This is a genomic window from Streptomyces sp. NPDC036822 (assembly GCF_055609145.1).
Window position 1 is genome coordinate 180706 of sequence record NZ_JBVJPY010000004.1, and the last position, 13479, is coordinate 194184.

General features: G+C 73.6%; 13 protein-coding genes. 5 read left to right on the forward strand and 8 right to left on the reverse strand.

The window, feature by feature from the left end; translation table 11 throughout:
* Positions 1–420, reverse strand: a complete 420-nt coding sequence (locus ACZ68P_RS11430; protein WP_365714647.1) for a helix-turn-helix transcriptional regulator — start codon at positions 418–420, stop codon at positions 1–3.
* Positions 421–696: 276 nt separating this feature from the next.
* Entirely contained in the window at positions 697–1653 is a 957-nt protein-coding gene (locus ACZ68P_RS11435; RefSeq protein ID WP_471005169.1) for an NmrA family NAD(P)-binding protein, read from the reverse strand.
* 83 nt (positions 1654–1736) lie between these two features.
* Between ACZ68P_RS11435 and ACZ68P_RS11440 the strand changes: the two genes are divergently transcribed.
* Positions 1737–2669 carry an AraC family transcriptional regulator gene (locus tag ACZ68P_RS11440; RefSeq protein ID WP_471005170.1) on the forward strand — a complete coding sequence of 311 codons (933 nt, stop codon included), beginning with the start codon at positions 1737–1739 and terminating at the stop codon, positions 2667–2669.
* Between the two features lie 60 nt (positions 2670–2729).
* Here ACZ68P_RS11440 and ACZ68P_RS11445 read toward each other — a convergent pair whose 3' ends face one another.
* Positions 2730–3194 carry an RICIN domain-containing protein gene (locus tag ACZ68P_RS11445; RefSeq protein WP_471005171.1) on the reverse strand — a complete coding sequence of 155 codons (465 nt, stop codon included), beginning with the start codon at positions 3192–3194 and terminating at the stop codon, positions 2730–2732.
* Positions 3191–4285, reverse strand: coding sequence for a GlxA family transcriptional regulator (locus ACZ68P_RS11450; protein WP_471005172.1), 1095 nt, complete (start codon positions 4283–4285; stop codon positions 3191–3193). The genes ACZ68P_RS11445 and ACZ68P_RS11450 overlap by 4 nt, the downstream gene beginning before the upstream one ends.
* A gap of 102 nt (positions 4286–4387) precedes the next feature.
* Here ACZ68P_RS11450 and ACZ68P_RS11455 point away from each other — a divergent pair, with 102 nt between their 5' ends.
* Positions 4388–5344 (forward strand): NADP-dependent oxidoreductase, encoded by a 957-nt coding sequence (locus ACZ68P_RS11455; RefSeq protein WP_471005173.1) that lies wholly within the window; start codon positions 4388–4390, stop codon positions 5342–5344.
* 246 nt (positions 5345–5590) lie between these two features.
* Here ACZ68P_RS11455 and ACZ68P_RS11460 read toward each other — a convergent pair whose 3' ends face one another.
* The 3 genes from ACZ68P_RS11460 to ACZ68P_RS11470 form a co-directional block, all read right to left on the reverse strand.
* Positions 5591–6385: an aldo/keto reductase gene (locus ACZ68P_RS11460; protein WP_471005593.1), complete on the reverse strand. Its 795-nt coding sequence runs from the start codon at positions 6383–6385 to the stop codon at positions 5591–5593.
* A gap of 327 nt (positions 6386–6712) precedes the next feature.
* A complete protein-coding gene (locus ACZ68P_RS11465; RefSeq protein WP_471005174.1) occupies positions 6713–8542 on the reverse strand; it encodes an AMP-dependent synthetase/ligase in 1830 nt (609 codons plus the stop codon).
* Between the two features lie 411 nt (positions 8543–8953).
* A complete protein-coding gene (locus tag ACZ68P_RS11470) occupies positions 8954–9820 on the reverse strand; it encodes a LysR substrate-binding domain-containing protein (protein WP_471005175.1) in 867 nt (288 codons plus the stop codon).
* A gap of 115 nt (positions 9821–9935) precedes the next feature.
* Here ACZ68P_RS11470 and ACZ68P_RS11475 point away from each other — a divergent pair, with 115 nt between their 5' ends.
* From ACZ68P_RS11475 to ACZ68P_RS11485, 3 genes are all read left to right on the forward strand, one after another.
* Positions 9936–10976: a bile acid:sodium symporter family protein gene (locus tag ACZ68P_RS11475; protein WP_471005176.1), complete on the forward strand. Its 1041-nt coding sequence runs from the start codon at positions 9936–9938 to the stop codon at positions 10974–10976.
* Positions 10977–11249: 273 nt separating this feature from the next.
* Entirely contained in the window at positions 11250–11771 is a 522-nt protein-coding gene (locus ACZ68P_RS11480; protein WP_471005177.1) for an isochorismatase family protein, read from the forward strand.
* Positions 11768–12151, forward strand: a complete 384-nt coding sequence (locus ACZ68P_RS11485) for a (2Fe-2S) ferredoxin domain-containing protein (protein ID WP_365714639.1) — start codon at positions 11768–11770, stop codon at positions 12149–12151. The genes ACZ68P_RS11480 and ACZ68P_RS11485 overlap by 4 nt, the downstream gene beginning before the upstream one ends.
* A gap of 88 nt (positions 12152–12239) precedes the next feature.
* Here the strand turns inward: ACZ68P_RS11485 and fdhD are convergent, their stop codons facing one another.
* Positions 12240–13088 carry a formate dehydrogenase accessory sulfurtransferase FdhD gene (gene fdhD, locus ACZ68P_RS11490; RefSeq protein ID WP_471005178.1) on the reverse strand — a complete coding sequence of 283 codons (849 nt, stop codon included), beginning with the start codon at positions 13086–13088 and terminating at the stop codon, positions 12240–12242.
* Between the last annotated feature and the right edge of the window lie 391 nt (positions 13089–13479).

Below are 13479 nucleotides of genomic sequence, written 5' to 3' on the forward strand. Positions count from 1 at the left end.
CTAGGAGCGCGCGGGAGGTTTCGCTTCTCCGTTCCTGACCGGTCGCGTGTGGATCTTCGCGAAGCAGGCCGGGATCGCGGCGCCCTCGTCGTGGCTGCGGGCCCGGTACGCGCTCGGGGTCTCGCCGACCAGCTCGGTGAACCGCGAGCTGAAGGACCCCAGTGACGTACAGCCGACCGCGAAGCACACGTCGGTGACCGACAGCTCGCCCAGCCGGAGCAGGGCCTTGGCCCGCTCGATCCGCCGCGTCATGAGGTAGCTGTACGGCGTCTCCCCGAAGGCGGCCCGGAAGCTGCGGGAGAAGTGGCCGGGCGACATCAGGGCGACGCGCGCCAGCGCCGGAACGTCGAGCGGGTTCGCGTACTCGCGGTCCATCAGGTCACGGGCCCGGCGCAGCCGGACGAGGTCCTCCAAGGTCACCCCACCACGATCGCACAGGCGCGCTCCCACCGGGCTCGAACGGTCCCGCGGACCCCACCGGCCCTCGCAGTCCCACCGGCCCTCGCAGTCCCACCGGCCCTCGCAGTCCCGCCGACCCTGCCGGCCTCGGCAGTCCCGCTGATCCTGCCGGTCCCCGCCGCCCTCACCGGCCTCCACAGTCCTACCGGCCGCCATAGTCCTGCCGGTCCCGCCGGTCCCGCCCGTCCCGCCGGGGGACGGACCGGCCGACCCCGGCCGATCCGTCGGGCCCGGCGGTCACGCGCCTCGCGCGTCCCACGCCTCGGACGCGAAGGTGACGAAATCGCGGGGTTCGCGGCCCAGGACCCGCTTCACGCCGTCCGTGACGGACGCGTTGTGGCCGTCGAGCAGCATCGTGAACAGGGCCGAGAGCCACCGCGCCTCGGGCCCGGGGAGCCCGAGGCCGGTCAGCAGCTCCGCGTACGCGGCCTCGTCCATCGGTACGTACGCCACCTCCTTGCCCGCCGCACGCGAGATCTCCGCCGCGGCCTCGGCGAAGGTCAGCAGCCGCGGTCCGGTCACCTCGTGCACCAGACCGGCGTGGCCGTCCTCGGCCAGCGTCTCGACGATCACGTCCGCCAGGTCGTCCGCGTCGACGAACGGCTCGGCGGTGTCGCCCGCCGGGAACGCGAGGGTGCCCTCCGCGACCCCCTCGGCCAGGGCGCCCTCGGAGAAGTTCTGCGCGAAGAAGGCGGCGCGGACGACGGTCAACGCCACTCCCGTCGCCCGCAGCGCCTCCTCGGCCCGGACCGCCTCCGGTTCGCCCCGGCCGGACAGCAGCGTCAGCCGCCGCACCCCGTGGGCCACCGCCAGCTCGCCGAAGGTCCGCATGGCCTCGACCGCCCCGGGAGCGGCGAGGTCCGGGTAGTAGTTCACGTAGGCGGAGTCCACGCCCCGCAGCGCCGGGGCCCAGGTCGCCGCATCCTCCCAGTCGAAGGGCGTGGTTCCGGTACGGGACCCGGCCCGCACCCGCGCGCCCCGCGCCGCGAGCCGCTCGGCCACGCGCCGCCCGGTCTTGCCGGAGGCGCTCGTCACGAGGACCGTCCGCGTGCCGAGCGACCGTGCGGTGTGCGCCGGCGACCGGTCCGTCCCGGCCCCCTCCGTCCGAGAGCCTTCCGTCCCGGCCGCCTCCGTCCGCGCGGGGTGCGTCCGCATGGGGTCCGTCTGCGTGTGGTTCGTCTGCGTCGTCGTCATGTCCCTCAGACTGGCGCGCGGCGGCCTCACTTCCCATGCTCCACCGGCTCACTCCCATACGCCCGCGTCTACGCTGTCGCCCCATGGACGCACTGGCCGGACTCCTCGACGGACCGCGGGCCAAAGGGGCCTTCCTCCTCCGGATGATCATGGAGCCGCCCTGGTCCGTCCGGATCGAGGACCGCGCACCCCTCTGCCTGATGTGCGTCACGGCGGGGGAGGCGTGGATCGTCCCCGGCACGGGCACCCCGGTCCTGCTGCGCCCCGGCGACATCGCGATCGCCCGCGGCCCGGAGCCGTACACCGTCGCGCACTCCGTCGACGCCCCGCCGCACGCGGTGATCGGACCCGGCGGGGTCTGCACCACCCTGACCGGCGAACCGCTCGCCCGGTCGATGCACCTGGGCGTACGGAGCTGGGGCAACGCCCTCGACGGGTCGACGACCCTCCTGGTCGGCACGTACCAGATGGACGGCGAGGTCAGCCGGCGTCTCCTGGACGCGCTTCCACCGCTGCTCCACCTCCCGGCGGAGATGTGGAACTGCCCGCTCATGCCCTTCCTCGACGAGGAGATCTCCCGCGACGAACCGGGCCAGAGCGTCGTCCTCGACCGGGTCCTGGACCTGCTCCTCATCGCCGCCGTCCGTGCCTGGTTCTCCCGGCCCGGCGCCGGGGCGCCCGCCTGGTACCGGGCCATGGCCGACCCGGTCGTGGGCCGGGCCCTGCGCCTCCTCCAGGACGGTCCGGCCCGCCCCTGGACGGTCGCCTCGCTCGCCGCCGAGGCGGGCGTGTCCCGGGCGGCGCTCGGCCGCCGGTTCGCCGACCTTGTGGGGGAGCCCCCGATGACGTACCTCACCGGCTGGCGGCTGGCGCTCGCGGCGGATCTGCTGCGCGAGACGGACGCCACCGTCGAGTCCGTGGCCCGGCAGGTCGGCTACAGCAGCGCGTTCGCGCTGAGCGCCTCCTTCAAACGGGTGCGAGGGCTCAGCCCGCAGGAGTACCGCACCCGGCGGTGAGCGGGCCGGGCCGACGGCGACCGCGGGGCCCGGCCTCGCAGGGGCGCGCGCGGGCCGGCGTCAGGCCACCGGCTCCAGCCGCCACCACTGGGAGGGGGAATCGGTGTCCTCCCACTGCCGGACATTGGCCCCGTCGTCCGCCGAGCCGTCCTCGACCTCGAGGAGCAGCCCGCTCACGAAGCTCACCAACGCGACCGTGCCCGGTGTCTGGAGGTCCTGCTCGATGATCCACTCCTGGGCGCCGAAGTTGTTCGCCTTCCACTGCTGGACGTTGGCGCCGTTCTCGGTCGAGGCGTTCGCCACGTCGAGCCGCTTGCCGCTTGCCGCGTTGACGAGGTGATGGAGTCCGCCGCCGTTCGGCACCGGTGCGATGTGCCAGTGCTGGCCGGGCGTCCCGTTCTCCTTGCCCTGCTGCACGTTGGCGCCGCTGCGGCCCGACCCCTCGTACACCTCCAGAAGCAGCCCACTGGCCACGTTCCGTACCCGGTACAGCCCCTCTTCCACCGGTGCCGGTGAACCGCTCACGTGCCGTGCCCCCTGTCCGTCGTGACGTCGTGCCCGATGCCGTCGCCCGTGACGTGTGCCCCTGTCGCGGTGTCGCCCGCGGTCAGGTGAAAGGTACGCCGGTAGGCGGCCGGCGAGATCCCGACGGCGCTGCGCATGTGCTGGCGCAGCGAGTTGCCGCTGCCGAACCCCGTGCGGTCCGCGATGTGATCCACGGTCAGGTCGCTGGTCTCCAGCAACTGCTTCGCGAGCTCCAGACGTTGGGCGGTGAGCCACTGCCCGGGCGTGGTTCCCGCCTCGTCGCGGAAGCGCCGCGTGAAGGTCCGTACGCTCATCCGCGCGTGCTCCGCGAGCTCGTTGAGGGTCAGCGGCCGGCCCAGGCGCTCCAGGGCCCAGGCGCGGGTGGGCGCGGTGGTGGCCGTCGTCGGCTCCGGGACCGGACGCTCGATGTACTGCGCCTGGCCGCCGTCCCGCCACGGCGGGACGACACAGCGCCGGGCGACGAGATTGGCCATGGCGCTGCCGTGGTCCTTGCGGACCAAGTGCAGGCAGAGGTCGACGCCGGCCGCCGCGCCCGCCGACGTCAGGACGTCTCCGTCGTCCACGAACAGCACGTCCTCGTCGAGCAGGACGTCCGGGAAGAGCGACCGGAAGTGTGCGGCCTCCCACCAGTGGGTGGTCGCCCGCCGGCCGTCGAGCAGGCCGACCGCGGCCAGGGCGTACGCACCGGTGCAGATGGAGACGATCCGGGTGCCGGGGCGCACCCGTCGCAGGGTGTCGGCCAGCCGGTCGCGGAGCGAGCCGTCCTCGGCGAGCCTGCGCAGTTCGTAGGTGGGCGGCACCACGAGGGTGTCGGCCCGTGCCAGCTCCTCGGGCCCGAACTCGGTGACGATCGAGAAGCCGTCCGAGGTGCGGACGGGGGCGCCGTCGAGCGAGCAGACGCGCACGTCGTAGAGCGGGGTGCCGTCCTCGTCCGCCGGGCAGCCGAGGATGCGGGCGGGGATACCCAGCTCGAACGGGATCACGCCGTCCAGGGCGAGGACGGCCACCCGGTGGGCCGGTGTTCCCGGGGAGACCCGTGGGCGGGGCGGCGACGGCCGGCAGGAGGTCATGGCCGGATTCTGTCACATCATGGCCATCCGGCCAGTACCGGTGGGGGTGAGTCTCGCCGACGCTGGTGGCACACCAGCGACCCCGCACCAGGAGAGCCCCACATGAACGCCACGCCCCTTGCCGCCCCCGCCACCATGCGCGTCGTCACCGCGACCGAGTGGGGCGGCCCCGAGGTCCTCACCGAGACCCGGGTCGCCCGCCCCGAGCCCGGCCCGACCGAGATCCTCGTCAGGGTCCACGCGGCAGGCCTCAACCCGGTCGACTGGAAGTCCCGCGCCACCGGCGGCTTCGGCATGTGGGCCGAGACCCCGGTCCTCGGCTACGACGTCTCCGGCGTCGTCGAGGCCGTGGGACTCGGCGTCACGCTGTACGCCCCCGGCGACGAGGTCTTCGGCATGCCCGACTTCCCGCGCCAGGCCGGAGGGTACGGCGAGTACGTCACCGGCCCGGCCCGCCACTTCGCGCGCAAGCCCGCCTCCCTCTCCCACGTCGAGGCCGCGGCGCTGCCGCTCGCCGGGCTCACCGCCTGGCAGTCCCTGGTCGGGACGGCGGCGCTGCGTCCGGGCCAGCGGGTCCTGGTCCACGCGGCGGCGGGCGGCGTCGGCCACCTCGCCGTCCAGATCGCCAAGGCCCGCGGGGCGTACGTGCTGGGCACGGCCGGCGCCGCCAAGCAGGACTTCCTGCGCTCGCTCGGCGTCGACGAGCCGATCGACTACACGGCGACCGACTTCTCCGAGGCCGTACGGGACGTGGACGTCGTCCTGGACTGCGTCGGCGGCGACTACGGCACCCGTTCGCTGCCGGTGCTCCGTGACGGCGGCACGCTGGTGACGCTGCCCTCCCCCGACGCCGCTCCGGCCGGGGAGCGGGGTATCCGTACGGGCTTCACCCTCGTCGAGCCGGACTACGCCGGCCTCCTGGGCCTGGTCGAGCTGGTGGAGTCCGGGCGGCTGCGGCCCGTGGTCGACACCGTCCTGCCGCTGGCGGAGGCGGCCAAGGCACACGAGCTGGGGGAGTCGGGCCGTACCCGCGGAAAGATCGTCCTCACCGTCGTCTGAGCGACACCCGGCGCCCCGCGCCGACCGGCCGGGAAGGGGCGAGGGGCGCGGGCGGTGCGGGTGCCGCCCGGTCACGACCGGAGGGGCACCCGCACCGGGGCGCGTCCCGCGGCATGCGGCACGGCGCCGAGGCGGGGCGCTACCGCTCGGACGCCGTACCGGGCCGTACCGCGCTGACGCGGTAGGGCTTGTCAGGCGCGGTAAGCCGTCGGTCGCGGCAGGGCTGTCGGAGGCGGTACGGGGCTGTCAGGCGCCGACGCTGAACTCGGCCGGGTTCGGGCCGATCCGCCGGTTCTCGTCGAGGACCGCGATGGCACCCATGTCCTCGTCGTCCAGCTCGAAGTCGAACACGTCGATGTTCTCCCGGATGCGGGACGGCGTCACCGACTTCGGGATGACCACGTTCCCGGTCTGGAGGTGCCAGCGCAGCACCACCTGCGCGGGGGTGCGGCCGTGCTTCTGGGCGATGGCGACGAGCGCCGGCACCTCCAGGAGCCCCTTGCCCTGCCCCAGCGGCGACCACGCCTCGGTCGCGATGCCGTGGCCGGCGTGCGCCTTGCGGGCCTCCGCCTGCTGGAGGTGGGGGTGCAGCTCGATCTGGTTGACGGCCGGCACGATCGACGTCTCGCCGATCAGCCGCTCCAGGTGCTCCGGGAGGAAGTTCGAGACGCCGATGGCCTTGGCGCGGCCGTCCGCGTAGATCTTCTCGAACGCCCGGTACGTGTCGACGTAGGCGTCCTTCGCCGGCACCGGCCAGTGGATCAGGTACAGGTCGACGTAGTCCAGGCCCAGCCGGTCGAGCGACGCGTCGAAGGCGCGCAGCGTCGAGTCGTAGCCCTGCTCGGAGTTCCACAGCTTGGTGGTGACGAAGAGCTCGTCGCGCGGGATCCCCGAGCCGGTGACGGCCCGGCCGGTGCCCGTCTCGTTCTGGTAGATCGCGGCCGTGTCGATGGAGCGGTAACCGGCCTCCAGGGCGGTGGTCACCGCCTGCGCCGCCTCGTCGTCCGGCACCTGCCAGACGCCGTAGCCGAGCTGCGGCATCCGCACGCCGTTGTTCAGGGTGAGGGAAGGGACCTTGTTGTCCGTGCTCACGAGGGGTCGATCCTATCGTCGTCGGGTGGTACTCCCAGGGTCAACGATCGGGCGCCGGATCGCATTCCGCCGTACCGGTCGTCGTTCCCGGTCTCCGTGGTAGCAGTCGCCGTGCCCGGGGCGCCACCCGACGGAGCGGTCGTCGTGCCGGACGCGCCACCCGGAGTTGTGGTCGTCGTGCCCGGGGCGCCACCCGACGTGCCCGAAGTGGCCTCGCGGCGCGCGGCCGTGTGTCCGTGCGCCTCGGTCGCGCATCTCGGCCGCACCGGCTCCCGGTCAGCCGTAGAGTGCCTCGACCTCCGTTGCGTACACCTTCTCGATCGCCTTCCGCTTCAGCTTCAACGACGGGGTGAGCAGCCCGTGCTCCTCGCTGAAGGGGTGCGCCAGGATCCGGAAGGTCCGTACGGACTCGGCCTGCGAGACCAGGGTGTTGGCCGAGACCACCGCCCGACGGATCTCCGCCTCCAGGCTCGGGTCCCGCACCAGATCGGCGGCCGGCAGCGGCGGCCTCGCCTGCATCGCCAGCCAGTGCTCCACCGCCTCCTGATCCAGCGTCACCAGCGCGGCGATGTACGGCCGGTCGTTGCCCACGACGATGCACTGGGCGATCAGCGGATGCGACCGGATCCGCTCCTCCAGACCGGCCGGCGACACGCTCTTGCCGTTGGACGTCACCAGGATCTCCTTCTTCCGCCCGGTGATCGTCAGATAGCCGTCCTCGTCGAGCATGCCCAGGTCCCCGGTGGACAGCCAGCCGTCGTTGAGCACCGCGGCGGTGGCCCGCGGGTCGTTGAGGTACCCCGAGAAGACCTGGCCGCCGTGCAGCCACACCTCGCCGTCCTCCGCGATGTGCACCGTCGTCCCCGGGACCGGCTGTCCCACCGTCCCGTACTTCACGCGCTCGGGCGGGTTCGCGGTGGCCGCGGCCGAGGACTCCGTCAGGCCGTACCCCTCGAAGACCGTCACTCCGGCGCCCTCGAAGAACAGCCCGAGCCGGCGGTCCATCCCGGAGCCGCCCGACATCGCGTGCCGGACCCGCCCGCCCATGGCCTCGCGGACCTTCCCGTACACGACCTTCTCGAAGAACTGGTGCTGCACCCGCAGGGCCGCCGAAGGCCCCGGGCCGAGCCCGAACGCCCTGTGCTCCATCGCCTCCGCGTACTTGACCGCCACCTCCACGGCCTTGTCGAAGGGTCCCGCCTTCCCGCCGGCCTCCGCCTTGCGCCGGGCCGCGTGGAAGACCTTCTCGAAGACGTACGGGACGGCCAGGATGAACGTCGGCCGGAACGCGACCAGATCGGGCAGCAGGGCCGACGCCGTCAGGGCCGGCTGATGGCCCAGCTTCACCCCGCTGCGGACCGCCGCGACCTCCACCATCCGTCCGAAGACGTGCGCGAGCGGCAGGAAGAGCAGCGTCGAGGCCTCGTCGCCGGGCTTCGAGTGGAACACCGGCTCCCAGCGGCCGACGAGCATGTCCGTCTCGAACATGAAGTTGGAGTGCGTGATCACACAGCCCTTGGGGCGGCCCGTGGTGCCCGAGGTGTAGATGATCGTGGCGACGGAGTCGGGCGTCACCGCCCTTCGATGCCGGTGCACCACGTCCTCGTCGATCTCCGCGCCCGCCTCGACCAGCTCGGCGACGGCTCCCCGGCCGGAGTCCAGCTGCCACAGCCGCTGGAGCCGGGGCAGCCGGTCGACGACCGAGCCGATCGTCATCGCGTGGTCCTCGTGCTCCACCACGCACGCGGTGACCTCGGCGTCGTGCAGCATCCAATAGACCTGGTCCGCCGACGAGGTGGGGTAGATCGGCACGGACTGCACGCCGAGCGTCCACAGCGCGAAGTCGAAGAGCGTCCACTCGTACCGCGTCCGGGCCATGATCGCGACCCGGTCGCCGAACCGTACTCCGTGCGCGATCAGACCCTTGGCGAGGGCGAGCACCTCGTCGCGGAACTGCGCGGAGGTCACGTCCTGCCACCGGCCCTCGGCGTCCTTGCGGCCGAGCACGACCCGGTCCGGCGCCTCCTGGGCGTGCTCGAAGACGGCGTCCGCCAGACCGCCGACCTGAGGCGCCGCCTCGACGGGCGGCACGGTGAACTCGCGCAAAGACCTGCTCCTCGACGGCTCGTTGTCGCGCTCCGTACGGCGCGGGTGACGGTACCCCACGGGACTGCCGGACGGCAGGGCCTTCACGAAGTCGGGACATTCCGCATACGCACAGGTCAGCGCGGGGGAGCGGAGCAAGTGGCGGCGGGGCGGCGTCCGTTACTGACTCGCCGGTAAGCAGGCGGGGCGGGAATCTCCACGGAATCTGTACGGGCCGATCACGGCCCCGCCGATCCGCACCGCCTCCGCGCACCGGTCGCCGTCCCAGCCGCGCCGCCCGGCCCCCGGGTTCGGTTCCCGGCGTGCGGCGCATCCGGATTCCCGCCCCCCGTGCCCGGCTCACGCCGTCCCCGTCTCAGTGCGAGCGGTGGAGCCGGTCCGCCCCCGTACCCGGCTCGCCCGCCCCCGTGCTCAGTGCGAGCGGTGGAGCCGGTCCCCGCCCGCCAGGATCGCCGTGGCCAGCGCGTCCGCCGCCTCCTGGGTCGCCCCGCCCCGACGCCCCTTGCGCAGGACGAAGTCGACGCCGCCCAGCTCCGGCAGACCCGCCCGCGCGGGCACCCGTGCCAGCCCCGGCGGGACCAGTCCCCGGGTATGGGCCATCACCCCGAGGCCGGCGCGGGCAGCGGCGATGTTGCCGCTCAGGCTCGTGCTCGTGCACGCGATCCGCCAGGCCCGCCCCTGGGCCTCCAGCGCCTCCAGCGCCCGGGCGCGGGTGATGCCGGGCGGTGGGTAGACGATCAGCGGAACCGGTCGGTCCGGGTCCAGTCGCAGCTGCGGCGAGCCGATCCAGATCAGGGAGTCCTGCCACACCAGCTCGCCGCCGCTCTCGTCGGCGCGCCGCTTGGCGAGGATCAGATCGAGCCGCCCCGCCTCCAGCCGGGCGTTCAGCGTCCCCGACAGCCCGACCGTCAGCTCCAGGTCCACCTCGGGGTGCTCGCTCCGGAACGACTGGAGGATCTCCGGCAGCCGGGTCACGACGAAGTCCTCCGAGGCGCCGAAGCGCAGCCGCCCGCGCAGCCGCGTGCCGGTGAAGAACGCCGCCGCCCGCTCGTGCGCCCGCAGGATCGTCCGGGCGAAGCCGAGCATCGCCTCCCCGTCCTCCGTCAGCTCCACGCTGTGCGTGTCCCGGGTGAACAGCGGACGGCCGGTCGCCTCCTCCAGGCGCCGTACGTGCTGGCTGACGGTCGACTGCCGCAGCCCGAGCCGGCGCGCGGCCTGCGTGAAGCTCAGCGTCTGGGCCACCGCCAGGAAGGTGCGCAGCTGCGTGGGGTCGTACACGCCCCGAGGCTATCGCGGACCGTGATGACAGTCAGAGCGCTGTACGGGATTCCCGATCGGCCGGGCGGCGAGCAGGATGGGACGCGCACGACCCCGCCCGAGAGCAGTGGAGCACATGAGCCGCCGTACGACCCTCCTGCCGTCCTGGCTGCCGATCGACCCGTACGTCCTAGCGTTGCTCGGCACCGTCGGCCTCGCGGCGCTGCTCCCTGCCTCCGGGACGGCCGCCGACGTCGCGAACGGGGCCGCTACGGCGGTCATCGCCCTCCTCTTCTTCCTGTACGGCGCCCGGCTCTCCACCCGCGAGGCGATGGAGGGGCTGCGGCACTGGCGGCTTCACGCCACCGTCCTGGCCTGCACCTTCGTCGCCTTCCCGCTGCTCGGCCTGGCCGCGAGGGGGCTCGTGCCGACGGTTCTCACGCCCGCGCTCTCCAGCGGTTTCCTCTTCCTCTGCCTGGTCCCCTCCACCATCCAGTCCTCGATCGCCTTCACCTCGATCGCCCGGGGCAACGTCCCCGCGGCGATCTGCGCGGGCTCCTTCTCCTCCTTGGCCGGGATCCTGCTGACACCGCTCCTCGCCGCGGCGCTGCTGGGCGGGAGCGGGGCCGGGTTCTCGGCCGACTCGCTGCTGAGGATCGTGCTCCAGCTGCTGGTCCCGTTCGCGGCCGGACAGCTGTCGCGCCCCTGGGTGGGCGGCTTCCTGGTCCGGCACAAGAAGGTGCTCGGGTACGTCGACCGGGGCTCGATCCTGCTCGTCGTCTACAGCGCCTTCAGCCTGGGCATGACCGCCGGGATCTGGCACCAGGTGACCCCGGCCCGGCTCGCGCTGCTGCTGGCGGTCGAGGCCGTGCTGCTCGCGGTGATGCTCGGGCTCAGCTGGTACGGGGCGAAGTGGCTCGGCTTCGGCCGCGAGGACCGGATCGCGATCCAGTTCGCCGGCTCGAAGAAGAGCCTGGCGGCCGGGCTGCCGATGGCCGGCGTGCTGTTCGGGGCGCACGCCTCGCTCGCCGTGCTGCCGTTGATGCTCTTCCACCAGATGCAGCTGATGGTCTGCGCGGTGATCGCCAAGCGCCGCTCCCGCGACCCGGAGCCGGCGGCCGCCCCGGACGCCGTGCGACGGGAGCCCCGGAAGCGGGCGGCGACCCCGGGCTCCTGACGGCCTCGGGCTCCTGACACCCGGGTTCCTGACACCCGGGCCCCAGACGGCCCCGGGCCCCGGACGGCCCCGGGCCCTGACGAACCCGCGCGCCCCGCCTGGCCCTGGCCCTGCTCCGCCGGCTCCCCGCCCTGTCCGCCCCTCCGACTCCGCTCCGGTCCGTCGTCGGCAGCCGCGGCCGGAGCGCGACGAAGTCCCCGACCGCCGGGGGCCGTGGCGTGATCCCGTTCTCACCCGCCCCGCCAAGATCGACGGGGAGGTTACCGTGCTCCCATGCCCGCACTCGATCCCGGCCGCACCGCACTCGTTCTCGTCGACCTGATGGAACGCATCGTCGCGCTGCCCCTCGCCCCCCGCCCCGGAACCGACGTCGTCACCGCCGCGACCCGGCTGGCCGCGACCTTCCGGGCCGCCGGCGCCCCCGTCGTCCACATCAGGGTGGAGCGCCCCCACGTCGACGCCCAGCCCTCCGGCAGCGACCTCGTGCCCGCCCCCGTGCACGCCGACGACCTCGTCGTCGTCAAGCGCACCATCGGCGGGTTCCAGGACACCGGACTGCACGACCTGCTCGCCGAACGCTCCGTCAGCACCGTCGTGTTCGGCGGCATCGCCACCAACCTCGGGGTCGAGTCCACCGCCCGTGCCGCCTGCGACCTCGGCTACGACCTCCTCTTCGCCGAGGACGCCATGACCGCCTTCACCACGGAGGAGCACCACGCCTCCGTGACCCTCGACTTCCCCCGCCTCGGTACGGTCACCACCGTCGCGGACATCACCCTGGAGACGCCCGCGTGAGCCGGGTACCGATACGTTACGGCGCCCGGCCCTGCTCCCTGGTCGTCTGCCGGGGCTGCTGCTGCGGCGACGCGCGCAAGAACCCCGGGACCGACCACGCGGGCCAGCTGGCCCGGCTCCGCGAGGCCGCCGCCACCTCGGGCGGCAGGCTGGCCGTACGGACCAGCGACTGCCTCGGCCCGTGCGCGCAGGCCAACGTGGTCGTCGTCCAGCCGTCCACCGAGGGGCGCCGCCGCGGCGGCCGGGCCGCCTGGATCGGCTGGACCGTGGACGACGACTGCCTCGACGACATCCTCGCCTGGACCGCCGCGGGCGGCCCCGGACTCGCCGAGCCCCCCGCCACCCTCGCCCTCCAGATGATCGACCCCCCGAAGAACTGACGCACGCCACGCCCGGGGCACGGGCCCGTCGGCGCAGGGGCGCTCCTGCCGGCCGACGGCCCGACCCGTGCGGGGCGACCGCGCCCGGTCAGTTCCGGGAAGCCTCGGTCCCGAGGGCGATCCGGTGCTCCCCGGCGTACACGTTCATGTCCGGCCCGCGCAGGAAGCCGACCAGCGTCAGACCGGTCTCGGCCGCCAGGTCCACCGCCAGCGAGGACGGCGCGGAGACCGCCGCGAGCACCGGGACGCCCGCCATCACCGCCTTCTGCGCGAGCTCGAACGAGGCCCGGCCCGAGACGAGCAGGACGGCCCGGTCCAGCGGCAGCCGGTCCTCCCGCAGCGCGCGGCCCACCAGCTTGTCCACCGCGTTGTGGCGGCCCACGTCCTCCCGCACGTCCAGCAGCTCGCCCTCCTCGCTGAAGAGCGCCGCCGCGTGCAGGCCCCCCGTCCGGTCGAAGACCCGCTGCGCGGCCCGCAGCCGGTCGGGGAGGGCGGCGAGGAGACCGGGCGTGACCCGGACCGGGGGAGCGTCGGCGATCGGGAAACGGGTCGTGGTCCGTACCGCGTCCAGGCTGGCCTTGCCGCACAACCCGCACGACGACGTGGTGTACACGTTCCGCTCCAGGGTGATGTCCGGGACGGGGACACCGGGCGCCAGCTGCACGTCGACCACGTTGTAGGTGTTCGTGCCGTCGTCCTTCGCGCCCGCGCAGTACACGATGTTCCGCACGTCGGAGGCGGCGCCGAGCACCCCCTCGCTCACCAGGAACCCGGCCGCCAGCGCGAAGTCGTCGCCCGGCGTGCGCATGGTCACGGCGAGCGGCCTGCCGTTGAGACGGATCTCCAGCGGCTCCTCGGCCACCAGCGTGTCCGGGCGCTCGTTCACGGCCCCCGCGCGGATCCGGATGACGCGCCGTCGCTCGGTGACCCGTCCCATGGTGGCTACACCCGATTCTGTACGTGTTGGAAGCCGAAACGGCCCTTGACGCGAGGGTCGCCGCAGGCCACCGGCTCGTCGTGCGCACCGGCTCGTCGTGCGGCGAGGTGACCCCGACGACCTCATTGTCCTGCACGGGGAAGCGCGCGCCGCGGCCCGCTCCCCCCCCCTCGCCGTCACCGGCGCGGTCCCGGCGCCACGGCTCGCCGTCCGGCGAGACGCGCCGCCGCCCCGGTCGGCGTGGGCGTTCGGCGGACCGGCGGGGGTCCGGGACGTCCCTTCTTGCTCCGCGTTGTCATGGTCTCCCAAGAGGTACGGGCGAATCTTGGTGGTTTACGTGTCCTGTTACCCATGAGTCGCTGGCAAGACTGGGTGGTTCCTGCTTGCAACA

Bases quoted from the DNA above. Each gene is read 5' to 3' on its own strand.
- ACZ68P_RS11460 (WP_471005593.1), bottom strand. From the start codon at position 6,385: ATGCCGCAGCTCGGCTACGGCGTCTGGCAGGTGCCGGACGACGAGGCG.
- ACZ68P_RS11480 (WP_471005177.1), top strand. From the start codon at position 11,250: ATGCCCGCACTCGATCCCGGCCGCACCGCACTCGTTCTCGTCGACCTG.
- ACZ68P_RS11450 (WP_471005172.1), bottom strand. From the start codon at position 4,285: ATGACCTCCTGCCGGCCGTCGCCGCCCCGCCCACGGGTCTCCCCGGGA.
- ACZ68P_RS11455 (WP_471005173.1), top strand. From the start codon at position 4,388: ATGAACGCCACGCCCCTTGCCGCCCCCGCCACCATGCGCGTCGTCACC.
- ACZ68P_RS11475 (WP_471005176.1), top strand. From the start codon at position 9,936: ATGAGCCGCCGTACGACCCTCCTGCCGTCCTGGCTGCCGATCGACCCG.
- fdhD (WP_471005178.1), bottom strand. From the start codon at position 13,088: ATGGGACGGGTCACCGAGCGACGGCGCGTCATCCGGATCCGCGCGGGG.
- ACZ68P_RS11440 (WP_471005170.1), top strand. From the start codon at position 1,737: ATGGACGCACTGGCCGGACTCCTCGACGGACCGCGGGCCAAAGGGGCC.
- ACZ68P_RS11435 (WP_471005169.1), bottom strand. From the start codon at position 1,653: ATGACGACGACGCAGACGAACCACACGCAGACGGACCCCATGCGGACG.